Source organism: Streptomyces sp. bgisy027 (assembly GCF_057710365.1).
Genome location: NZ_JBYIVZ010000004.1, coordinates 146,883 through 169,786, shown reverse-complemented (window position 1 = coordinate 169,786; position 22,904 = coordinate 146,883). Strand labels below are relative to the sequence as shown.

Below are 22,904 nucleotides of genomic sequence, written 5' to 3'. Positions count from 1 at the left end.
GCACTGTCGCTTCTGCGGCCTTCCCGACTTCCGTACCGCGCACACCTGTTGATCAATGATCAGAGTATCCCCAGCCACCGACAATCGTCGGCGGACGGCCGAAGCCGCCCGCCGACGCGGAGGGGAGTCGCCGGTGCGCGCCGGCGCCGACTGCTAGGCGTCGCGCGCCTCTTCACGGATCCTTTCCGCTATCTGCTGCGGCATCGGCTCGTGCCGCGCGTAGGAACGGCTGAAGCGCGCGGTGCCGTGCGACAGCGACCGCAGGTCGACCGAGTACCGGCCGATCTCGATCTCGGGCACCTCGGCCTTGATGAGAGTGCGGTTGCCGCTGGTCTGCTCGGTGCCGAGAACTCGGCCGCGCCGCCCGGACAGGTCGCTCATCACGGCACCGACGTAGTCGTCGCCGACCAGCACGGACACCTCGGCCACCGGCTCCAGCAGATGGATCTTCGCGTCCCCCGCCGCCTCCCGCAGCGCCAGCGCGCCCGCCGTCTGGAACGCGGCGTCGGAGGAGTCCACCGAGTGCGCCTTGCCGTCCAGCAGCGTGACCCGGACGTCGACGAGCGGATGGCCCGCCGCGACGCCCCTGGCCGCCTGGGCCCGGATGCCCTTCTCCACCGACGGGATGAACTGCCGGGGCACCGCGCCGCCGACCACCTTGTCCACGAACTCGATGCCCGAGCCGCCCGGCAGCGGCTCCACCTCGATCTCGCAGATCGCGTACTGCCCGTGGCCGCCGGACTGCTTCACGTGCCGGCCGCGGCCCGCCGACCGGTCGGCGAACGTCTCGCGCAGGGAGACCTTGTGCGGCACGAGGTCGACCTGCACGCCGTAGCGGCTGCGCAGCCGTTCCAGGGCGACGTCCGCGTGCGCCTCGCCCAGGCACCACAGCACCACCTGGTGGGTGGACTGGTTCTGCTCCAGCCGCATGGTGGGGTCCTCGGCGACCAGCCGCGACAGCCCCTGCGACAGCTTGTCCTCGTCGGCCTTGCTGTGCGCCTGGATGGCCAGCGGCAGCAGCGGATCCGGCATCTGCCAGGGCTCCATCAGCAGCGGGTCGTCCTTGGCCGACAGGGTGTCGCCGGTCTCCGCGCGGCTCAGCTTCGCCACACACGCCAGGTCCCCGGCGATGCAGTGGCCGAGCTGGCGCTGCTGCTTGCCGAACGGGGCCGACAGGGCGCCGATCCGCTCGTCGACGTCGTGGTCCTCGTGCCCGCGGTCCTCCAGGCCGTGCCCGGAGACGTGCACCGTCTCGTCGGGGCGCAGGGTGCCGGAGAAGACCCGGACCAGCGAGACCCGGCCGACGTACGGGTCGGACGCGGTCTTCACGACCTCCGCGACCAGCGGGCCGTCCGGATCGCACAGCTTCAGCTCGCGCGGCTTGCCGTCCACCGTGGTCACCCGGGGCGCCTCGCGCTCCAGCGGGGTCGGGAAGCCCCGCGTGATCAGCTCCAGCACCTCGACCGTGCCGAGGCCCTGCCGGGCGCCATCGGCGGCGGGCGCGGCGGCCAGGACGGGGAAGAACGTGCCGCGCGCGACGGCCCGCTCCAGGTCCTCGATGAGCGTCTTGACGTCGACCTGCTCGCCGCCGAGATAGCGGTCCATGAGGGTCTCGTCCTCGCTCTCGGCGATGATCCCCTCGATCAGCCGGTTGCGGGCCTCGTCGATCTCGGGCAGCTGGTCCTCGCCCGGCTCGGACTCCTTGCGCTCCCCGGAGGAGTACTCGAACAGCTTCTGCGACAGCAGCCCGATCAGACCGGTCACGGGCGCGTGCCCGTCGGGACCCTGCGGACCGTGCAGCGGCAGATACAGCGGGAGCACCGCGTCGGGGTCGTCGCCGCCGAAGGCCTCCGCGCAGATCCGCGTCATCTCCTCGTAGTCGGCCCGCGCGGCCTCCAGGTGCGTGACGACGATCGCGCGCGGCATGCCGACGGCCGCGCACTCCTCCCACACCATGCGGGTCGAGCCGTCCACGCCGTCCGAGGCGGAGACGACGAAAAGGGCCGCGTCCGCCGCTCGCAGACCGGCCCTGAGTTCCCCGACGAAGTCGGCGTATCCGGGGGTGTCCAGAAGGTTGATCTTGATGCCGTCCCAGTCGACCGGCACCAGGGAGAGCTGTACCGAGCGTTGCTGCCGGTGCTCGATCTCGTCGTAGTCCGAGACCGTGCCGCCGTCCTCCACGCGGCCCGCCCGGTTCACCGCCCCCGCCGTCAGCGCGAGGGCTTCCACCAAGGTGGTCTTGCCCGATCCGGAGTGGCCGACCAGCACCACATTCCGTACGGACGCGGGTTGGTCGGCCGCTGTAGCCCTGCCGGCGGCCCCGGGGTGTGCGTTCGCCTTGTCGCCCATGATCCTGCCTCCCGTGCACGGTGAGGTCACTGTGGGCGCGGACATCAGGATCCGCGTGCGATGGCGGCTTCGATGACGCCCGCGGTCCTTCGAGCTTTCCACTCCCGTCACGGTGCGTCCATACGGCGGACGCGATCCTGCCGTCCGGAACCGGTGGACCGGTGCCGCCGGCCGCCTGTACGAGTGCCCGGCGGTCGCACGCACGCGCGCGTGGCTACGATGGGCCAGCCGGTGGCCAGCAGGGGCCGCCCGGCGCCACACCGACCCTCGGGAAGGCCATGCTGAACAAGTACGCGCGTGCATTCTTCACGCGTGTCCTCACACCGTTCGCCGCGTTTCTGATCCGGCGGGGCGTCAGCCCCGACACCGTGACGCTCATCGGCACGGCCGGTGTGGTCGCCGGCGCGCTGGTCTTCTACCCCATGGGCGAGTTCTTCTGGGGCACGGTCGTGATCACGCTCTTCGTGTTCTCCGACCTCGTCGACGGCAACATGGCCCGGCAGCTCGGCCGCTCCAGCCGCTGGGGCGCCTTCCTCGACTCCACGCTCGACCGGGTCGCCGACGCCGCGATCTTCGGCGGCTTCATCCTCTGGTACGCCGGCGGGGGCGACGACCTCGTGCTGTGCGCCGTCTCGATCTTCTGCCTCGCCAGCGGCCAGGTGGTGTCGTACACCAAGGCGCGCGGCGAGTCGATCGGTCTGCCGGTCGCCGTCAACGGCCTGGTCGAGCGTGCCGAGCGGCTGGTGATCTCGCTGGTCGCGGCCGGTTTCGCGGGCCTGCACAAGTTCGGCGTGCCCGGCATCCAGTACCTGCTGCCCGTCGCCCTGTGGATCGTCGCCGTCGGTAGCCTGGTGACGCTGATCCAGCGCGTCGTCACGGTCCGCCGCGAGTCCGCCGAGGCGGAGGCCGAGGCCGCCGCGGCCGCGCCGGAGAAGTCGCAGAACGCCTCCCACGGGAGCGAGGCCGCCAAGTGAGTGCCCGGGACCGGCTCACGGACGCGCTGTACGGACTCGGCTGGGGCACCGTCAAGAAGCTCCCCGAGCCGGTCGCCGTACGGCTCGGCCGCACCATCGCCGACCTCGCCTGGAAGCAGCGGGGCAAGGGCGTCGAGCGGCTGGAGAGCAACTACGCGCGCGTGGTGCCCGACGCGAGCCCGGAGCGCCTGGCGGAACTCTCGCGCGCGGGCATGCGCTCGTACCTGCGCTACTGGATGGAGTCCTTCCGGCTGCCCGCCTGGAGCCCCGAGCGCATAAAGAACGGCTTCGACCCCAAGGACGTCCACTACCTCACCGACGGCCTGGCCTCCGACCAGGGCGTCATCCTCGCCCTGCCGCACCTGGGCAACTGGGACCTCGCCGGCGCCTGGGTGACCACCAGACTGGAGACCCCGTTCACGACGGTCGCCGAGCGCCTCAAGCCCGAGACGCTCTACGACCGCTTCGTCGCCTACCGCGAGGGCCTCGGCATGGAGGTTCTGCCGCACAGCGGCGGCACCGCCTTCGGCACGCTGGCCCGCAGGCTGCGCGACGGCGGCCTGGTCTGCCTGGTCTCCGACCGCGACCTGTCCGCCTCCGGCGTCGAGGTGGACTTCTTCGGCGCCACGGCCCGGATGCCGGCCGGTCCCGCGCTGCTCGCCCAGCAGACCGGGGCGCTGCTGCTCCCCGTGACGCTCTGGTACGACGACTCGCCCGTCATGCAGGGCCGGGTGCATCCCCCGATCGAGGTACCTCAGTCAGGTACCCGGGCCGAGAAGACGTCTGTCATGACACAGGCGCTGGCCGATGCCTTCGCCTCGGGGATCGCGGAACATCCGGAGGACTGGCACATGCTTCAGCGCTTGTGGCTCGACGACCTGGAACCACGGCCATCGGCCGCCGGCGCCCGGGACGGGGAACGTCCGTGAGGATCGGCATCGTCTGCCCCTACTCCTGGGACGTCCCCGGTGGCGTCCAGTTCCACATCCGCGACCTCGCCGAGTACTTCATCCGGCTCGGCCACGAGGTGTCCGTCCTCGCCCCCGCCGACGACGACACCCCGCTCCCGCCCTACGTCGTCTCCGCGGGTCGCGCCGTCCCGGTGCCGTACAACGGCTCGGTCGCGCGCCTGAACTTCGGGTTCCTCTCGGCCGCCCGGGTGCGCCGCTGGCTGCACGACGGCCGTTTCGACGTCATCCACATCCACGAGCCGACATCACCGTCCCTCGGCCTGCTGACCTGCTGGGCCGCGCAAGGCCCGATCGTGGCGACCTTCCACACCTCCAACCCGCGCTCCCGCGCCATGATCGCCGCGTACGCCATCCTCCAGGCGGCCCTGGAGAAGATCAGCGCCCGGATCGCGGTCAGCGAGTACGCCCGCCGCACCCTGGTGGAACACCTCGGCGGCGACGCGGTCGTCATCCCCAACGGCGTCGACGTCGACTTCTTCGCCAAGGCGGAGCCCAACCCCGACTGGCAGGGCGACACGATCGGCTTCATCGGCCGTATCGACGAGCCCCGCAAGGGCCTGCCGGTCCTGATGCGGGCCCTGCCGAAGATCCTCGCCGCCCGCCCGCAGACCAGGCTCCTGGTGGCCGGCCGGGGCGACGAGAAGGAGGCGGTGGAGTCCCTGCCCGCCGAGCTGCGCTCCCGCGTCGAGTTCCTCGGCATGGTCAGCGACGAGGACAAGGCCCGCTTCCTGCGCAGCGTCGACCTGTACGTCGCCCCCAACACCGGCGGCGAGAGCTTCGGGATCATCCTGGTCGAGGCGCTGTCGGCCGGCGCCCCGGTCCTCGCCAGCGACCTCGACGCCTTCGCCCAGGTCCTGGACCAGGGCGCGGCCGGCGAACTCTTCGCCAACGAGGACGCGGACGCCCTCGCCGAGGCCGCCGTGCGCCTCCTGGAGGACCCGGTCCGCCGGGCCGAGCTCCAGGAGCGGGGCAGCGCGCACGTCCGCCGGTTCGACTGGTCGACGGTCGGCGCGGACATCCTGTCCGTGTACGAGACGGTGACCGCGGGCGCGGCGGCGGTGGCGGCGGACGACCGCCCCTCGGGCGGCGCCAGCGGGCTGCGGTCCCGGCTGGGGCTGGCGCGGGACTGAGCGGTGCCGCGGCCCGCACGGGCCGAGGCGGGACCGGGCCGAGGCGGGACTGAGACGCGGCCCGACTGCGGCCGAGGCGGGACCCAGCGGCGCCGCGGCCCCGCTGGGGCCGGCGTGGGACCGACCGCCGAGGCGCCGGGTGAGCCGGCGGTCAAGAGCACGGGCGGGCCGAGCGGTTCGCCCGGCGGGACACCCCCGTAGGCTTTCCGCCCGTGACGGCAACTCTCATCTGGATCCTCGTCGCCCTCGTGGCGATCGGCCTCTACCTGAGCTGGACCGCGGGGCGCCTCGACCGCCTGCACGCCAGGATCGACGCGGCGCGTGCCGCGCTCGACGCGCAGCTGTTGCGCCGCGCCTCGGTGGCCCAGGAACTGGCCACCTCCGGCGTGCTCGACCCGGCCGCGTCGATCGTCCTGTACGAGGCCGCGCACGGCGCCCGGCAGGCCGAGGAGGAACAGCGGGAGGTCGCCGAGAGCGAGCTGACCCAGGCGCTGCGGGCCGTGTTCGCCGAACCCCAGCAGGTGGAGGCCGTACGGGAGGCGCCCGGGGGTGAGGAAGCGGCGCGTGAGCTGACCGAGGCGGTGCGCCGGGTACCGATGGCCCGGCGGTTCCACAACGACGCCGTACGGGCGGCCAGGGCGCTGCGCCGGCACCGCAAGGTCCGATGGTTCCGGCTGGCCGGACACGCGCCGTTCCCGATGGCGTTCGAGATGGACGACGAGCCCCCGACGGCACTCGTCGAGCGGGCCGCCTGACCGGCGGTTACACCGCGAGGGCCGGCAAAACGATCCACCGGCTTGTCATTGGCCCTTGCTGTGGCCTGGTCCGTTCCCGTTTCCTCAGTGCTTGCAGTAACCCTCTTTCACCGTGTGAGGTCACCCGTGTCCAACTCCGAAAACCAGACCCCCGAGATCGGCACCGCCCGTGTGAAGCGCGGCATGGCCGAGCAGCTCAAGGGTGGCGTGATCATGGACGTCGTCACGCCGGAGCAGGCGAAGATCGCCGAGGACGCGGGCGCCGTCGCCGTGATGGCCCTGGAGCGGGTCCCGGCCGACATCCGCAAGGACGGCGGCGTGGCCCGGATGTCCGACCCGGACATGATCGAAGGCATCATCGAGGCCGTCTCGATCCCGGTCATGGCCAAGTCCCGCATCGGCCACTTCGTCGAGGCCCAGGTCCTGCAGTCCCTCGGCGTCGACTACATCGACGAGTCCGAGGTCCTCACCCCGGCCGACGAGGTCAACCACTCCGACAAGTGGTCCTTCACGACCCCCTTCGTCTGCGGCGCCACCAACCTCGGTGAGGCCCTGCGCCGCATCGCCGAGGGCGCGGCCATGATCCGCTCCAAGGGCGAGGCCGGCACCGGCAACGTCGTCGAGGCCGTCCGCCACCTGCGCCAGATCAAGAACGAGATCGCCAAGCTGCGCGGCTTCGACAACCACGAGCTGTACGCCGCCGCCAAGGAGCTGCGCGCCCCCTACGAGCTCGTCAAGGAGGTCGCCGAGCTCGGCAAGCTGCCGGTCGTGCTGTTCTCCGCCGGTGGTGTCGCCACGCCGGCCGACGCCGCGCTGATGCGCCAGCTCGGCGCCGAGGGCGTTTTCGTCGGTTCCGGCATCTTCAAGTCCGGCGACCCGGCCAAGCGCGCCGCCGCCATCGTGAAGGCCACGACCTTCTACGACGACCCGAAGATCATCGCGGACGCGTCCCGCAACCTCGGCGAGGCCATGGTCGGCATCAACTGCGACACCCTCCCCGAGACCGAGCGCTACGCCAACCGCGGCTGGTAAGGCGCTGCGTCCCATGAGCAACACGCCCGTCATAGGCGTCCTGGCCCTCCAGGGCGACGTACGGGAGCACCTCATCGCCCTGGCCGCGGTCGACGCCGTGGCCAGGCCGGTGCGGCGCCCCGAGGAACTCGCCGAGATCGACGGTCTCGTCATCCCCGGCGGCGAGTCCACGACCATCTCCAAGCTGGCCGTCCTGTTCGGCGTGCTGGACCCGCTGCGCGCACGCGTGCGTGCCGGTCTCCCCGTCTACGGCACCTGCGCGGGCATGATCATGCTCGCCGACAAGATCCTCGACCCGCGCTCGGGTCAGGAGACGATCGGCGGCATCGACATGATCGTGCGCCGCAACGCCTTCGGCCGCCAGAACGAGTCCTTCGAAGCCGCACTCGACGTGAAGGGCATCGCGGGCGATCCTGTGGAGGGCGTCTTCATCCGCGCCCCCTGGGTCGAGTCCGTCGGCGCCGAGGCGGAGGTGCTCGCCGAGCACGACGGCCACATCGTCGCGGTCCGCCAGGGCAACGCGCTGGCCACGTCGTTCCACCCGGAACTGACCGGCGACCACCGCGTGCACGGTCTGTTCGCCGACATGGTGCGCGCGAACCGGACAGCGGAGTCCTTGTAGGATCTCTGGGGTTCGTTCATAGATGGGTTACGCGAAGGAGACAGGCAGATGTCCGGCCACTCTAAATGGGCCACGACGAAGCACAAGAAGGCCGTGATCGACGCCAAGCGCGGCAAGCTCTTCGCGAAGCTGATCAAGAACATCGAGGTCGCGGCGCGTATGGGCGGCGTCGACCTCGAGGGAAACCCGACGCTTTACGACGCCGTTCAGAAGGCCAAGAAGCAGTCGGTTCCGAACAAGAACATCGACTCCGCGATCAAGCGCGGCGGCGGTCTCGAAGCCGGTGGCGCCGACTACGAGACGATCATGTACGAGGGCTACGGCCCGAACGGCGTCGCGGTGCTCATCGAGTGCCTCACCGACAACCGCAACCGTGCCGCCTCCGACGTCCGCGTCGCCATGACCCGCAACGGCGGCAACATGGCCGACCCCGGCTCGGTGTCGTACATGTTCAGCCGCAAGGGCGTCATCATCGTCCCCAAGGGCGAGCTGACCGAGGACGACGTCCTCACCGCGGTCCTCGAAGCGGGCGCCGAGGAGGTCAACGACCTCGGTGAGTCCTTCGAGGTGCTCAGCGAGGCCACCGACCTGGTCGCGGTCCGCACCGCCCTCCAGGAGGCCGGTATCGACTACGACTCCGCGGACTCCAGCTTCGTGCCGTCCGTCCAGGTCGAGCTGGACGAGGAGGGCGCCAAGAAGATCTTCAGGCTGATCGACGCGCTCGAGGACAGCGACGACGTGCAGAACGTCTTCGCCAACTTCGACGTCAGCGACGAGATCATGGAGAAGGTCGACGCGTAACGCTGTCGCGAGCTGCACCGGCTCAACGGGCCGACGGGGATGCCCCGTCGGCCCGTCGCTCTGTCGGGAGTTGCTGCCCGGCGTTGTCGGTGGCACCGGATAGCCTGCACAAACAGGCGATCGAAGGAGGGGGCGCGGGGTGCGCGTACTGGGGGTGGACCCGGGACTGACACGATGCGGTGTCGGTGTGGTCGAAGGTGTCGCCGGACGCCCGCTCACCATGCTCGGCGTCGGTGTCGTACGGACGCCCGCGGATGCCGAGTTGGGCCACCGCCTCGTCGTCGTCGAGCAGGGCATCGAGATGTGGCTGGACGAGCACCAGCCCGAATTCGTCGCCGTGGAGCGGGTGTTCAGCCAGCACAACGTCCGCACCGTGATGGGCACCGCCCAGGCCAGTGCCGTCGCCATGCTCTGCGCCGCCCGCCGCGGCATCCCCGTCGCGCTGCACACCCCCAGCGAGGTCAAGGCCGCCGTCACCGGCTCGGGCCGCGCCGACAAGGCACAGGTCGGTGCCATGGTCACCCGCCTGCTGCGGCTCGGCGCCCCACCCAAGCCGGCCGACGCCGCCGACGCCCTCGCACTCGCCATCTGTCACATCTGGCGGGCCCCCGCGCAGAACCGACTCCAGCAGGCCGTCGCCCTGCACTCCGCCAAGGCTCCCTCGAAAGGCCGTCTCGCATGATCGCGTTCGTCAGCGGCCCGGTCGCCGCGCTCGCCCCCGACTCCGCGGTGGTGGAGGTCGGCGGGATCGGCATCGCCGTCCAGTGCACGCCGAACACGCTCTCGGGCCTGCGGATGGGCCAGCAGACCAAGCTGGCCACCTCCCTCGTCGTCCGAGAGGACTCACTCACCCTGTACGGCTTCGCCGACGACGACGAGCGTCAGACCTTCGAGCTGCTCCAGACCGCGAGCGGCGTCGGCCCGCGTCTGGCCCAGGCCATGCTGGCCGTGCACCCGCCCGACGCCCTGCGCAGAGCGGTGGCCACCGGCGACGAGAAGTCGCTCACCGCCGTCCCCGGCATCGGCAAGAAGGGCGCCCAGAAGCTGCTCCTGGAGCTGAAGGACCGCCTCGGCGAGCCCATCGGCGCGCCCGCCGTCGGTGCCCCGGTCAGCCAGGGCTGGCGCGACCAGTTGCACGCGGCCCTGATCGGCCTGGGGTACGCGACCCGCGAGGCCGACGAGGCGGTGACCGCCGTCACGCCGCAGGCCGAGGCCGCCGAGGGCACGCCCCAGGTGGGGCAGCTGCTGAAGGCCGCCCTTCAGACCCTGAACAGAGCGCGCTGACCCGGTGGCGCCCCGGGACGGTCCGAAACGCCGCTCCCGGGGACGCCCCCGCCCCTCGCCCGACCCGTCCGACCGCGACCCAGAGGCACACTCCTTGCTGTGTCTTCCGGGGCCGACCTCCGGACCCCCGGCCGCCCCCACCGTCCGGCGCTTCCATCGCTAGGAGAACCGCAGTGAACTGGGACGACACCACCGACACCCCCGCCGCCGAGCGGCTCGTCGGTTCGTCCGCCGACCGTGAGGACCAGGCCGTCGAGGCCGCGCTGCGCCCGAAGGACCTGGGCGAGTTCATCGGCCAGGAGAAGGTCCGCGAACAGCTGGACCTGGTCCTGCGCGCCGCACGCGCGCGTGGCGCCACCGCCGACCACGTGCTGCTCTCCGGCGCCCCCGGCCTGGGCAAGACCACCCTCTCGATGATCATCGCGGCCGAGATGGACGCCCCCATCCGCATCACCAGCGGCCCCGCCATCCAGCACGCCGGCGACCTCGCCGCGATCCTGTCCTCCCTCCAGGAGGGCGAGGTCCTCTTCCTCGACGAGATCCACCGCATGTCCCGGCCCGCCGAGGAGATGCTGTACATGGCGATGGAGGACTTCCGCGTCGACGTGATCGTCGGCAAGGGGCCCGGCGCCACCGCCATCCCGCTGGAGCTGCCCCCGTTCACCCTGGTCGGGGCCACCACCCGGGCCGGTCTGCTGCCGCCGCCGCTGCGTGACCGCTTCGGCTTCACCGCGCACATGGAGTTCTACGAGCCCGCCGAGCTGGAGCGCGTCATCCACCGTTCGGCGAACCTCCTCGACGTCGAGATCGAGGCCGACGGCGCCGCCGAGATCGCCGGCCGCTCCCGCGGCACCCCCCGTATCGCCAACCGCCTGCTGCGCCGCGTGCGCGACTATGCCCAGGTCAAGGCGGACGGGATCATCACCCGGGACATCGCCGGGGCCGCTCTCGCCGTGTACGAGGTCGACGCCCGCGGCCTCGACCGACTGGACCGTGGTGTCCTGGAGGCCCTGCTCAAGCTGTTCGGCGGCGGACCCGTCGGCCTGTCCACGCTCGCTGTCGCGGTGGGGGAGGAGCGTGAGACCGTGGAGGAGGTCGCCGAACCCTTCCTCGTACGGGAGGGACTGCTCGCCCGGACCCCGCGCGGACGCGTCGCGACGCCTGCCGCGTGGGCGCACCTCGGCCTGACCCCGCCGCGCTCGTCAGCTGCGGGAAACGGACAACAGGACCTGTTCGGGGCGTGATGGGACGGTGACGGCGAGCTTGGTGGCCGGAGTAGGAACCCCGGTGCCATGCTGAGCGTTGTTCCATGCGCGGAGACTCGCTTAGACTCCGCCGATGCCGCCTTTGTCGGCGGCAGACAATCCCCCAACCATCAGGCCGCTCACCATCGCGGTCGTGTGAAGGAAGTTCCGACCCGTGAGTCTCGTGACCCTCCTCCCGTTCATCGTGCTCATCGGGGCCATGTTCCTGATGACCCGGTCTGCGAAGAAGAAGCAGCAGCAGGCCGCCGACATGCGGAACCAGATGCAGCCCGGATCCGGTGTCCGCACCATCGGAGGCATGTACGCCACCGTCAAGGAGGTCAGCGACGACACCGTCCTCCTCGACGCCGGCCCGGGCGTGGAGCTTCTCTTCGCCAAGAACGCGATCGGTGCCGTCCTGACGGACGACGAGTACAACCGCATCGTGCACGGCATCGAGCACGACCTGAAGTCCGACGTCGTCCCGGACGACGCCTCCTCCCTCACCGAGTCCGACGAGCCCGCCGCTGCCGCCGCCTCCGACGAGAAGTCCGTCGACCTCGGTAAGAAGGACGAGAACGACGAGGCGGTGGAGCCCTCCGACGCCTCCGTCGCCGCCGAGGCCAAGGCCGACGACGAGCCGAAGAAGACCGACGGCGGCGACTCCGACGCGAAGTAGCCATGTTCCGGGGCGCGCGGGCCATGCCTGCGCGCCCCCGGGCATGCCGACTTCGCACGGGATCCCGACACCATGTGATGGCCGCCAGTCCGTCGATCCGGAGTGAGGCGGCCCGAGAGGGAGTACGAGAAGGTGGCAGCACCTAAGAAGGGCCGGAGCGCGAGCGCCCAGAGCAAGCCAGGGCGCTCGCTGGCCCTCATCCTGATCGCCATCGCGGCGCTCACCGGAGGGATGTTCGCCTCGGGGCACACCACTCCGCGACTCGGTATCGACCTGGCAGGCGGCACGAGCATCACGCTTCGCGCGGTCGCCGAGCCCGGCCAGGAATCCGCGATCAACAAGACCAACATGGACACCGCGGTCGACATCATGGAGCGCCGTGTCAATGGTCTGGGTGTCTCGGAGGCCGAGGTACAGACCCAGGGCGATCGCAACATCATCGTCAACATCCCCAAGGGCACCAACTCCAAGGAAGCCCGGGACCAGGTCGGCACCACCGCCAAGCTCTACTTCCGTCCGGTGATCGCCACCGAGGTCGCCGGCGCCGCCGCGACGCCGACCCCCTCGCCGAGCGCCTCCTCCAGCCCCTCGGGCGCCTCCGGCGACAAGGCGACCGACAAGTCGACCCCCTCCGGCACGCCGTCGGCGAGCTCCACCACCCAGGGCCGCGCGGTCACCGACGCCCTGAAGGCCGACTCCACGCCGTCCCCGAGCACCACCCCGTCCGCGAGCGGCACCCCCACCGGCGACGCGGCGTCCAGCAAGCTCGAAGCGCAGTACGCCGCGCTCGACTGCACGAAGAAGTCGGCCCGCGCCACGGCCGGTGACGGCTCCAAGCCCAGCGACTACACCGTCGCCTGCGGCCAGAACTCGTCCGGCCAGTGGCAGAAGTACATCCTCGGCCCCGCCGAGGTCGACGGCACGGACGTCGACGAGGCCCAGGCCGTCCTGAACACGCAGACCGGCGCCGGCTGGACCGTGACCATGGACTTCACGAACGGTGGCAGCAAGAAGTTCGCCGCCATCACCGGCAAGCTGGCCAAGAACCAGTCCCCGCAGAACCAGTTCGCGATCGTCCTGGACGGCGAGGTCGTCTCCGACCCCTACGTCAGCCAGGCACTGACGGGCGGCAGCGCCGAGATCTCCGGCAACTTCAACCAGGAGTCGGCCCAGAGCCTCGCCAACATGCTGTCGTACGGCGCCCTGCCGCTGACCTTCCAGGAGGACAGCGTCACCACGGTGACCGCCGCGCTCGGCGGTGAGCAGCTGCGCGCCGGTCTGATCGCCGGTGCGATCGGCCTCGGCCTGGTCGTGATCTACCTGCTGGTCTACTACCGCGGCCTGTCGCTGATCGCCCTGCTGTCGCTGCTGGTCTCCGCTGCCCTGACCTACACGATCATGGCGCTGCTCGGCCCGGCCATCGGCTTCGCGCTGAACCTGCCGGCCGTCTGTGGAGCCATCGTCGCCATCGGCATCACAGCGGACTCGTTCATCGTGTACTTCGAACGCGTCCGGGACGAGATCCGCGAGGGCCGCTCGCTGCGCCCCGCGGTCGAGCGTGCCTGGCCGCGTGCCCGGCGCACCATCCTGGTCTCCGACTTCGTGTCCTTCCTCGCCGCCGCGGTGCTCTTCATCGTCACCGTCGGCAAGGTCCAGGGCTTCGCGTTCACGCTCGGCCTGACCACCCTGCTCGACGTGGTCGTCGTGTTCCTGTTCACCAAGCCGCTGCTGACGATCCTGGCCCGCACCAAGTTCTTCGCGAACGGCCACCCGTGGTCCGGTCTCGATCCCAAGCGACTGGGCGCCAAGCCGCCGCTGCGCCGCACCCGCCGTCCCGCCAGCCCTGCCGCGGGCTCTGTCGACCCGAAGGAGGCGTGAGATGTCGAAGCTCGGCAACCTCGGCGCCCGACTGCACCGTGGCGAGGTCGGCTACGACTTCGTCGGCAACCGCAAGATCTGGTACGGCCTCTCCATTCTGATCACCATCACGGCCATCGTCGGCCTGGCGGTGCGCGGCCTGAACATGGGCATCGAGTTCCAGGGCGGAGCCGTCTTCAACACCCCGAAGACCAGCGTCTCGGTCGCGCAGGCGCAGGAGTACGCGGAAGAGGCCTCCGGCCACGACGCGATCGTCCAGAAGCTCGGCAGCGGCGACGACGCCAAGCTGCGCATCCAGGTCTCGGGCATCGACACCAACCAGGCCGACAAGGTCTCGGCCGAGCTGGCCGAGAAGCTGGGCGTCAACGAGAACGACGTCACCGGCGAGCTGGTCGGACCCAGCTGGGGTGAGCAGATCGCCAACAAGGCCTGGCAGGGTCTCGGGATCTTCCTGGTCCTCGTGGTGATCTATCTGGCGATCGCCTTCGAATGGCGCATGGCGCTCGCCGCGTTCGTCGCGCTGATCCACGACATCACCATCACCGTCGGCATCTACGCGCTCGTCGGCTTCGAGGTCACGCCGGGCACCGTGATCGGTCTGCTGACGATCCTCGGTTACTCGCTCTACGACACGGTCGTCGTCTTCGACAGCCTCAAGGAGCAGACGAAGGACATCACCAAGCAGACCCGCTGGACGTACAGCGACGTCGCCAACCGCTCGATCAACAGCACCCTGGTCCGCTCGATCAACACCACGGTGGTCGCGCTGCTGCCGGTGGCGGGCCTGCTGTTCATCGGTGGCGGCTTCCTCGGCGCCGGCATGCTCAACGACATCTCGCTGTCGCTGTTTGTCGGTCTCGCCGCCGGTGCGTACTCCTCGATCTTCATCGCCACACCGCTCGTCGCCGACTTCAAGGAGCGCGAGCCGCAGATGAAGGCCCTGAGGAAGCGCGTGCTGGCCAAGCGTGCCCAGGGTGCCGTACAGGGCGAGGCCCCGCAGCCCCCGGCCACCGACGAGTACCACGACGACGAGCCGGAGGACGCCGCCCCCGCGGTCGTCGGCCCCCGCAACCAGCCCGCGGCCCGTAACCGGGGCCGCGGCCGTCCCTCGGGGAAGCGCCGATGACCGGCATCCAGGAGCTCCTGCTCAGCCGCATCCGTGATGTGGCGGACTACCCGGAGCCGGGCGTGATGTTCAAGGACATCACCCCGCTCCTGGCGGACCCGGCGGCGTTCACGGCGCTCACCGACGCGCTGGCGGAGATCGTCGGGAACACCGGCGCCACGAAGATCGTCGGCCTGGAGGCCCGCGGCTTCATCCTCGGAGCGCCGGTCGCCGTCCGCGCGGGCGTCGGCTTCATCCCCGTGCGCAAGGCCGGCAAGCTCCCCGGGGCCACCCTCAGCCAGGCGTACGACCTGGAGTACGGCTCCGCGGAGATCGAGGTGCACGCCGAGGACCTGACCGCGGGCGACCGCGTCCTCGTCATCGACGACGTCCTGGCGACGGGCGGCACCGCCGAGGCCTCGATCCGGCTGATCCGCCGGGCCGGCGCCGACGTGGCGGGCCTTGCCGTCCTGATGGAGCTGGGCTTCCTCGGCGGCCGTGCCCGCCTGGAGCCGGCCCTGTCCGGAGCCCCGCTGGAGTCGCTCCTCACGGTCTGAGTAACCACCCTGCTCCACCGCACGTATGCCGCGCGCCCGAAGCCGAGGGCGCGCGGCATACGCGTATCCGGGGAGAGAACGCCATACGCTCCCAGGCGCCACGGCGCGCGCCCGCCTGCTCGGTCACCCCCGCACCCCATGGCTCAAAACAAGCGCAGCGAGCCTGGAACGGGTCCGATGTGCCGGCGAACGCAAACCCCACGTCAGCCCCAGGCAACGCACACGCCACCCCCAGGACACGGGCCGGAAGGCGCAGCGGAATCCGACGGCAGCCCCTTGTGTTGCTCGGGTAGACGGCCCTCACATCGGCCTGAAGGCGATCCTGCGGCCCAGGATCGCTACCATGGGGTCTCCGGAGCCTGACCGGGGGACCCGGATCGCGCACGAGGAGTCCTCTTGCCAGACGAGGCCCAGCACCTGACCGCCGCCAAGCCCGAGTCCGCCTCGGCACCGGCGGCCAAGCCCGCGCCGAACGCGCCGCACGCGAAGAACGACTCGCGCGGGACGGTCGAGCATGCCCAGTCCGCGCCGGTCGACAAGCCGGCCGAGCCGCCCCGTCCCAAGCCCGCCGCGTCGACTCCGGCGGTGCGCCCGAACACCGGCCAGCCCGCCCGCTCCGGCTCCTCCAACCGCGTCCGGGCCCGTCTCGCCCGCCTCGGCGTCCAGCGCTCCAACCCGTACAACCCGGTGCTGGAGCCGCTGCTGCGCATAGTCCGCAGCAACGACCCGAAGATCGAGACCGCCACGCTCCGCCAGATCGAGAAGGCGTACCAGGTCGCCGAACGCTGGCACCGCGGCCAGAAGCGCAAGAGCGGCGACCCCTACATCACGCACCCGCTGGCGGTCACCACCATCCTCGCCGAGCTGGGTATGGATCCGGCCACCCTGATGGCGGGCCTGCTGCACGACACCGTCGAGGACACCGAGTACGGCCTCGACCAGCTCCGCCGGGACTTCGGCGACTCCGTCGCCCTGCTCGTCGACGGCGTCACCAAGCTGGACAAGGTCAAGTTCGGCGAGGCCGCGCAGGCCGAGACCGTGCGCAAGATGGTCGTCGCCATGGCCAAGGACCCCCGCGTCCTGGTCATCAAGCTCGCCGACCGCCTGCACAACATGCGCACCATGCGTTACCTCAAGCGCGAGAAGCAGGAGAAGAAGGCGCGCGAGACGCTGGAGATCTACGCGCCCCTCGCCCACCGCCTCGGCATGAACACCATCAAGTGGGAGCTGGAGGACCTCGCCTTCGCGATCCTCTACCCCAAGATGTACGACGAGATCGTACGGCTGGTGGCCGAGCGGGCACCGAAGCGTGACGAGTATCTGGCCATAGTGACCGACGAGGTCCAGCAGGACCTGCGCGCGGCCCGCATCAAGGCGACCGTCACCGGCCGCCCGAAGCACTACTACAGCGTCTACCAGAAGATGATCGTCCGCGGCCGCGACTTCGCGGAGATCTACGACCTGGTGGGCATCCGCGTCCTCGTCGACACGGTCCGCGACTGCTACGCCGCCCTCGGCACCGTGCACGCGCGATGGAACCCGGTCCCCGGCCGGTTCAAGGACTACATCGCGATGCCCAAGTTCAACATGTACCAGTCGCTGCACACGACGGTCATCGGCCCCAACGGCAAGCCGGTCGAACTCCAGATCCGCACGTTCGACATGCACCGCCGCGCCGAGTACGGCATCGCGGCGCACTGGAAGTACAAGCAGGAGGCCGTCGCCGGCGCCTCCAAGATCCGCACCGACGCACCGAGGACGTCCGGCAAGGGCAAGGACGACCACCTCAACGACATGGCGTGGCTGCGCCAGCTGCTCGACTGGCAGAAGGAGACCGAGGACCCGGGCGAGTTCCTGGAGTCCCTGCGCTTCGACCTGTCCCGCAACGAGGTCTTCGTCTTCACCCCCAAGGGCGACGTCATAGCGCTCCCGGCCGGGGCCACCCCGGTCGACTTCGCGTACGCCGTCCACACCGAGGTCGGCCACCGCACGATAGGAGCACGGGTCAACGGCCGGCTCGTGCCGCTCGAATCCACCCTGGACAACGGCGACCTCGTAGAGGTCTTCACCTCCAAGGCGCCCGGCGCGGGCCCCTCCCGCGACTGGCTCGGCTTCGTGAAGTCGCCGCGCGCCCGCAACAAGATCCGTGCCTGGTTCTCCAAGGAGCGCCGCGACGAGGCCATCGAGCAGGGCAAGGACGCCATCGTCCGCGCGATGCGCAAGCAGAACCTGCCGATCCAGCGCATCCTGACCGGTGACTCGCTCGTCACGCTCGCCCATGAGATGCGCTACGCCGACATCTCCGCGCTCTACGCGGCGATCGGCGAGGGCCATGTCTCCGCACAGAACATCGTGCAGAAGCTGGTCCAGGCGCTCGGCGGCGAGGAAGCGGCCACGGAGGAGATCGACGAGTCGGTCCCACCGACCCGCAGCCGCAGCCGCAAGCGCCGCTCCAGCGCCGACCCCGGTGTCATCGTCAAGGGCGTCGAGGACGTGTGGGTCAAGCTGGCCCGCTGCTGTACGCCCGTGCCCGGTGACCCCATCATCGGCTTCGTCACGCGTGGTAGTGGTGTATCGGTTCACCGCAGCGACTGCGTCAACGTGGAGTCACTGTCCCGCGAGCCCGAGCGCATCCTCGAGGTCGAGTGGGCGCCGACGCAGTCCTCGGTCTTCCTGGTCGCCATCCAGGTCGAGGCCCTGGACCGCTCCCGGCTCCTGTCGGACGTCACCCGTGTGCTCTCCGACCAGCATGTCAACATCCTCTCCGCGGCCGTCCAGACCTCCCGGGACCGCGTCGCCACCTCCCGCTTCACCTTCGAGATGGGCGACCCGAAGCACCTCGGCCACGTCCTGAAGGCGGTCAGGGGAGTGGAGGGCGTGTACGACGTGTACCGCGTGACGTCGGCGCGCAGCCGGTCGTAGCCCCGCCGTGGGACCAGACACGTGAAGGGCCCCGTACGTCACGTACGGGGCCCTTCACGTCGTACCGGTGTCGGCTGCCGTCAGCCGCCGAACTCCTGGAGACCCTTCAGGGCCTGGTCCAGCAGGGCCTGACGGCCCTCCAGCTCACGCTCCAGCTTGTCGGCCTTCGCGTTGTTGCCCTGGGCGCGTGCCTGCTCGATCTGGCCCTTCAGCTTGTCCACGGCGGCCTGGAGCTGGCCGGTCAGCCCCTCGGCACGCGCGCGTGCCTCCGGGTTGGTCCGGCGCCACTCGGACTCCTCGGCGTCCTGGAGGGCCCGCTCGACGGCGTGCATCCGGCCTTCGACCTTCGGCCGGGCGTCCCGCGGCACGTGGCCGATGGCCTCCCAGCGCTCGTTGATCGAGCGGAAGGCGGCACGCGCGCCCTTCAGGTCGCCGATCGGCAGGAGCTTCTCGGCCTCGCCGGCCAGCTCCTCCTTCAGCTTCAGGTTCTCCGCCTGCTCGGCGTCGCGCTCCGCGAAGACCGAGCTGCGGGCCGCGAAGAAGATGTCCTGGGCACCGCGGAAGCGGTTCCACAGGTCGTCCTCGTGCTCGCGCTGAGCACGCCCTGCGGCCTTCCACTCCGACATCAGCTCGCGGTAGCGCGCGGCCGTGGGACCCCAGTCCGTCGAACCGGACAGCGCCTCGGCCTCGGAGACCAGCCGCTCCTTGGTCTTGCGGGCCTCCTCGCGCTGCGCGTCCAGCTGCGCGAAGTGCGCCTTGCGGCGCTTGGAGAACGCCGAGCGGGCGTGCGAGAAGCGGTGCCACAGCTCGTCGTCGGACTTGCGGTCAAGGCGCGGCAGACCCTTCCAGGTGTCCACCAGGGCCCGCAGGCGCTCACCGGCGGCCCGCCACTGGTCGGACTGCGCCAGCCCCTCGGCCTCGACGACCAGCGCCTCCTTGGCGTGGCGCGCCTCGTCGGACTGCTTGGCCCGCTGCTGCTTGCGCTCCTCGCGCCGCTTGTCGACCGTCTCGACCAGCTTGTCCAGGCGGGTCCGCAGGGCGGCCAGGTCACCGACCACGTGATGGGCGTCGACCTGCTCACGGATGTGGTCGATCGCGGTCTGGGCGTCCTTCGCCGACAGGTCGGTGGTCTTCACTCGCTTCTCGAGGAGGCCGATCTCGACAACCAGGCCCTCGTACTTGCGCTCGAAATAGGCCAGCGCCTCTTCAGGAGTGCCTGCCTGCCAAGAACCGACAACCTGCTCGCCGTCGGCCGTACGCACGTACACGGTCCCCGTCTCGTCGACGCGGCCCCACGGGTCGCTGCTCACAGCGCCTCCTCCACATGATGCCTGCGAGGGGCTTCTGTTCCCCCGGGCATCGTCCACAGTTTCGTCACGGCCAACATAGGCGACCGGCGGGTTGCCTGTCCGCATCCCGCGCGACCGAAATTTCGCAGTTGGCGGTCAGGATTTGGTGACCGTCGCCTTGTTGATCACGACCGTCGCGTTCGGTGCGCCGTCGCCCTGGCCGGTGCTCTCACCCGCGTCGGCAATCTTCTTGAGTACCTTCATGCCGGATTCGGAAACGGTACCGAACGGTGTGTAGCTGGGCGGAAGCTGACTGTCCTGGTACACGAGGAAGAACTGGCTGCCGCCGGTGTGCTTCTGGCCGGTGTTCGCCATGGCCACCGTGCCCGCCGGGTAGATGTTGTCCTTGAGGCTTTTGTCCTTCAGGTTCTCGTCCGGAATGGTGTAGCCGGGACCGCCCGTGCCGACGCCCGTCGGGTCGCCGCACTGGAGCACGTAGATGCCGTTGGTGGTGAGCCGGTGGCACTTGGAGTGGTCGAAGTAGTTCTTGCCGGCCAGGAACGCGAAAGAGTTCACCGTGTGCGGTGCCGCCGACGCCCTCAGGTCGATGTCTATGTCACCGCAGGTCGTCGCGAGCTTCATGGTGTACTTCGCCGACTTGTCGACGGTCAGCTCCGGCTCCTTCTTCCAGGTCGCCGTTTTGACCTTGCCCTCGGCGGGCTTCTCGCACGGGTCCGGGGCCTTGCTGGTGGGGCTCGCGCTCGGTGTGACCTCCGCGCCCGCGTTCTCCTTGCCGTCGTCCCCCTTGAGGACGCCCGTCGTGTACAGCGCGAGGCTGCCGATGACGACCACTCCGAGCACCGACGCGATCACCGAGTTGCGCATGCGCGCCTTGCGTCGGGCGGACGTGCGCCGCTGCTGCTGCCGCAAGAACTTCTCCCGGGCGAGCTGACGCCGCCGCTGTTCCTGGCTGACCACGGGGTTCTCTCCTCATGCGTCGTAAGTGTCGACCGGTACGCGTGTGTTCATTGAGCCGACTGCCTGCGTGTGCCCCGTACCGTATATGGGTTCGCTGAGGAATCGGCAGCGCCGGTAGGCTCTGACGTCAGGCGGAGTCCGCCGACAAACCACACGTGTCGACACAAACGAAGGACGATCGTGCTCATTGCCGGGTTCCCCGCCGGGGCCTGGGGGACGAACTGTTATCTCGTCGCCCCCGCCGCCGGTGAGGAGTGCGTGATCATCGACCCGGGCCACGAAGCGGCCCCCGGAGTCGAGGAAGCACTGAAGAAGCATCGGCTCAAGCCCGTCGCCGTCGTCCTCACCCACGGCCACCTCGACCACGTCGCCTCGGTCGTCCCCGTGTGCGGCGCGCACGACGTGCCGGCCTGGATCCACCCCGAGGACCGGTACATGATGAGCGACCCCGAGAAGGCGCTCGGCCGTTCCATCGGCATGCAGCTCATGGGCGAACTGACCATCGGGGAGCCGGACGACGTCAAGGAGCTGTCCGACGGCGCCAGGCTGGAGCTGGCCGGCCTGGAGCTCACGGTCGCGCACGCGCCGGGCCATACCAAGGGGTCGGTGACCTTCGGCATGCCCGAGGCGGCGGACATCCCGCCGATCCTGTTCTCGGGCGACCTGCTGTTCGCCGGCTCCATCGGACGCACCGACCTGCCCGGCGGCGACATGGCCGAGATCCTCGACTCGCTGGCACGCGTGTGCCTGCCGCTCGACGACTCGACCGTGGTGCTGTCCGGCCACGGCCCCCAGACGACCATCGGCCGGGAGCGCGCCACCAACCCGTATCTGCGGCAGGTGGCCGCCGGCCCGGGAGCCCAGGAAGCTCCCCGACGAGGAATGTGACGAGACCTTCCGTGAGCACCTTCAAGGCCCCCAAGGGCACGTACGACCTGATCCCGCCGGAGAGCGCCAAGTACCTGGCGGTCCGTGAGGCGATCGCCGCGCCCCTGCGCAACTCCGGCTACGGCTACATCGAGACGCCCGGCTTCGAGAGCGTCGAACTGTTCGCGCGCGGCGTCGGCGAGTCCACCGACATCGTGACCAAGGAGATGTACGCCTTCGAGACCAAGGGCGGCGACAGGCTCGCCCTGCGCCCCGAGGGCACGGCCTCGGTCCTGCGCGCGGCGCTGGAGGCCAACCTGCACAAGGCCGGCAACCTCCCGGTCAAGCTCTGGTACTCCGGCTCCTACTACCGCTACGAGCGCCCCCAGAAGGGCCGCTACAGGCACTTCTCCCAGGTCGGCGCCGAGGCGATCGGCGCGGAGGACCCGGCGCTCGACGCCGAGCTGATCATCCTGGCCGACCAGGCCTACCGCTCGCTCGGCCTGAGCGACTTCCGGATCCTGCTGAACAGCCTGGGCGACAAGGAGTGCCGCCCGGTGTACCGCGCCGCCCTCCAGGACTTCCTGCGCGGCCTCGACCTGGACGAGGACACCCGGCGCCGTATCGACATCAACCCGCTGCGCGTCCTCGACGACAAGCGCGAGTCGGTGCAGCAGCAGCTCACCGGCGCCCCGCTGCTGCGCGACTACCTGTGCGACGCCTGCAAGGCGTACCACGAGGAGGTCCGCGAGCTGATCACCGCGGCGGGCGTCTCCTACGAGGACGACCCGAAGCTGGTGCGCGGCCTGGACTACTACACGCGCACGACCTTCGAGTTCGTCCACGACGGTCTGGGCTCGCAGTCCGCGGTGGGCGGCGGCGGCCGCTACGACGGGCTGTCGGAGATGATCGGCGGCCCCGCGCTGCCGTCCGTCGGCTGGGCCCTCGGCGTCGACCGTACGGTCCTGGCGCTGGAGGCGGAAGGCGTGGAGCTCGAACTCCCGTCGGCCACCAGCGTGTTCGCGGTGCCCCTCGGCGAGGAGGCCCGCAGGGTCCTGTTCGCCAAGGTCACCGAGCTGCGCAAGGTCGGCATCGCGGCCGACTTCTCCTACGGCGCCAAGGGCCTCAAGGGTGCCATGAAGAACGCCAACCGCAGCGGCGCCCGCTACACGATCGTGGCCGGCGAACGCGACCTCGCCGAGGGCGTCGTCCAGCTCAAGGACATGGAGTCCGGCGAGCAGTCGGCGATCGGCGTCAACGAGATCGTGGCCGAGCTGGAAGCCCGATTGGGCTGATTCCGCTCACGGGGCGGGGACCGGACGGTCCCCGCCCCGTCCGCTCTGTCCGTGTCTTGAACTGAGTGCCTTTACCGGCCCCCGCGTATTTCCTTATACGCAGCAAACGGTGGGCACGCCTGCGTGTACGGCACAATGTGCCGTGTCCGGAGAAACTCCAAGTCTCAAGTGA

The 22,904-nt window shown here is 70.3% G+C and carries 20 protein-coding genes; 17 read left to right on the top strand and 3 right to left on the bottom strand.

All coding sequences use genetic code 11. From position 1 onward, the window contains the following. Positions 1-153 precede the first annotated feature (153 nt). Positions 154-2,349, bottom strand: a complete 2,196-nt coding sequence (locus tag AC3ETA_RS05930) for an elongation factor G-like protein EF-G2 (RefSeq protein WP_432191739.1) — start codon at positions 2,347-2,349, stop codon at positions 154-156. Positions 2,350-2,627: 278 nt separating this feature from the next. Between AC3ETA_RS05930 and pgsA the strand changes: the two genes are divergently transcribed. The 15 genes from pgsA (at position 2,628) to AC3ETA_RS05855 (ending at position 18,303) form a co-directional block, all read left to right on the top strand. Continuing rightward, the gene (gene pgsA / locus AC3ETA_RS05925) at positions 2,628-3,323 is read left to right on the top strand and encodes a phosphatidylinositol phosphate synthase (RefSeq protein ID WP_432191738.1); all 696 of its coding nucleotides are present in this window, start codon (positions 2,628-2,630) and stop codon (positions 3,321-3,323) included. Next, positions 3,320-4,252, top strand: a complete 933-nt coding sequence (locus AC3ETA_RS05920; protein ID WP_432191737.1) for a phosphatidylinositol mannoside acyltransferase — start codon at positions 3,320-3,322, stop codon at positions 4,250-4,252. Before pgsA ends, AC3ETA_RS05920 begins: the two co-directional genes overlap by 4 nt. Further along, positions 4,249-5,424, top strand: a complete 1,176-nt coding sequence (locus AC3ETA_RS05915; protein ID WP_432191736.1) for a glycosyltransferase family 4 protein — start codon at positions 4,249-4,251, stop codon at positions 5,422-5,424. Before AC3ETA_RS05920 ends, AC3ETA_RS05915 begins: the two co-directional genes overlap by 4 nt. A gap of 212 nt (positions 5,425-5,636) precedes the next feature. Next, positions 5,637-6,179 carry a LemA family protein gene (locus tag AC3ETA_RS05910; RefSeq protein WP_432191735.1) on the top strand — a complete coding sequence of 181 codons (543 nt, stop codon included), beginning with the start codon at positions 5,637-5,639 and terminating at the stop codon, positions 6,177-6,179. Between the two features lie 126 nt (positions 6,180-6,305). After that, complete coding sequence (pdxS, locus tag AC3ETA_RS05905) at positions 6,306-7,211, top strand: pyridoxal 5'-phosphate synthase lyase subunit PdxS (RefSeq protein WP_030945245.1); 906 nt, start codon at positions 6,306-6,308, stop codon at positions 7,209-7,211. A gap of 13 nt (positions 7,212-7,224) precedes the next feature. Then, positions 7,225-7,833, top strand: a complete 609-nt coding sequence (gene pdxT, locus AC3ETA_RS05900) for a pyridoxal 5'-phosphate synthase glutaminase subunit PdxT (protein ID WP_432191734.1) — start codon at positions 7,225-7,227, stop codon at positions 7,831-7,833. 48 nt (positions 7,834-7,881) lie between these two features. Continuing rightward, on the top strand, positions 7,882-8,634 hold the full coding sequence (locus tag AC3ETA_RS05895) for a YebC/PmpR family DNA-binding transcriptional regulator (protein WP_432191733.1): 753 nt from the start codon (positions 7,882-7,884) through the stop codon (positions 8,632-8,634). A 139-nt stretch (positions 8,635-8,773) separates the two neighbouring features. Continuing rightward, a complete protein-coding gene (ruvC, locus tag AC3ETA_RS05890; protein WP_432191732.1) occupies positions 8,774-9,316 on the top strand; it encodes a crossover junction endodeoxyribonuclease RuvC in 543 nt (180 codons plus the stop codon). Beyond that, the gene (gene ruvA, locus AC3ETA_RS05885; protein WP_432191731.1) at positions 9,313-9,918 is read left to right on the top strand and encodes a Holliday junction branch migration protein RuvA; all 606 of its coding nucleotides are present in this window, start codon (positions 9,313-9,315) and stop codon (positions 9,916-9,918) included. The genes ruvC and ruvA overlap by 4 nt, the downstream gene beginning before the upstream one ends. A 173-nt stretch (positions 9,919-10,091) precedes the next feature. Beyond that, positions 10,092-11,162 (top strand): Holliday junction branch migration DNA helicase RuvB, encoded by a 1,071-nt coding sequence (ruvB, locus tag AC3ETA_RS05880; protein WP_432191730.1) that lies wholly within the window; start codon positions 10,092-10,094, stop codon positions 11,160-11,162. 175 nt (positions 11,163-11,337) lie between these two features. Further along, the gene (gene yajC / locus AC3ETA_RS05875) at positions 11,338-11,841 is read left to right on the top strand and encodes a preprotein translocase subunit YajC (protein WP_432191729.1); all 504 of its coding nucleotides are present in this window, start codon (positions 11,338-11,340) and stop codon (positions 11,839-11,841) included. Positions 11,842-11,973: 132 nt separating this feature from the next. Next, the gene (gene secD / locus AC3ETA_RS05870) at positions 11,974-13,719 is read left to right on the top strand and encodes a protein translocase subunit SecD (RefSeq protein ID WP_432191728.1); all 1,746 of its coding nucleotides are present in this window, start codon (positions 11,974-11,976) and stop codon (positions 13,717-13,719) included. A 1-nt stretch (position 13,720) separates the two neighbouring features. Beyond that, complete coding sequence (secF, locus tag AC3ETA_RS05865; protein WP_432191727.1) at positions 13,721-14,845, top strand: protein translocase subunit SecF; 1,125 nt, start codon at positions 13,721-13,723, stop codon at positions 14,843-14,845. Continuing rightward, the gene (locus AC3ETA_RS05860; RefSeq protein WP_432191726.1) at positions 14,842-15,381 is read left to right on the top strand and encodes an adenine phosphoribosyltransferase; all 540 of its coding nucleotides are present in this window, start codon (positions 14,842-14,844) and stop codon (positions 15,379-15,381) included. Before secF ends, AC3ETA_RS05860 begins: the two co-directional genes overlap by 4 nt. 396 nt (positions 15,382-15,777) lie before the next feature. Continuing rightward, positions 15,778-18,303: a RelA/SpoT family protein gene (locus AC3ETA_RS05855; protein ID WP_432191725.1), complete on the top strand. Its 2,526-nt coding sequence runs from the start codon at positions 15,778-15,780 to the stop codon at positions 18,301-18,303. Positions 18,304-18,383: 80 nt separating this feature from the next. On the opposite strand, the gene AC3ETA_RS05850 is transcribed toward AC3ETA_RS05855, so the two are convergent. Then, positions 18,384-19,613 (bottom strand): DUF349 domain-containing protein, encoded by a 1,230-nt coding sequence (locus AC3ETA_RS05850; RefSeq protein ID WP_432191724.1) that lies wholly within the window; start codon positions 19,611-19,613, stop codon positions 18,384-18,386. 135 nt (positions 19,614-19,748) lie between these two features. Beyond that, entirely contained in the window at positions 19,749-20,570 is an 822-nt protein-coding gene (locus AC3ETA_RS05845) for a peptidylprolyl isomerase (RefSeq protein ID WP_432191723.1), read from the bottom strand. A gap of 180 nt (positions 20,571-20,750) precedes the next feature. On the opposite strand from AC3ETA_RS05845, the gene AC3ETA_RS05840 reads away from it, so the two are divergent. After that, the gene (locus AC3ETA_RS05840) at positions 20,751-21,458 is read left to right on the top strand and encodes an MBL fold metallo-hydrolase (protein ID WP_432191722.1); all 708 of its coding nucleotides are present in this window, start codon (positions 20,751-20,753) and stop codon (positions 21,456-21,458) included. A gap of 11 nt (positions 21,459-21,469) precedes the next feature. Continuing rightward, positions 21,470-22,732, top strand: a complete 1,263-nt coding sequence (gene hisS, locus AC3ETA_RS05835; RefSeq protein ID WP_030945286.1) for a histidine--tRNA ligase — start codon at positions 21,470-21,472, stop codon at positions 22,730-22,732. Positions 22,733-22,904 lie beyond the last annotated feature (172 nt).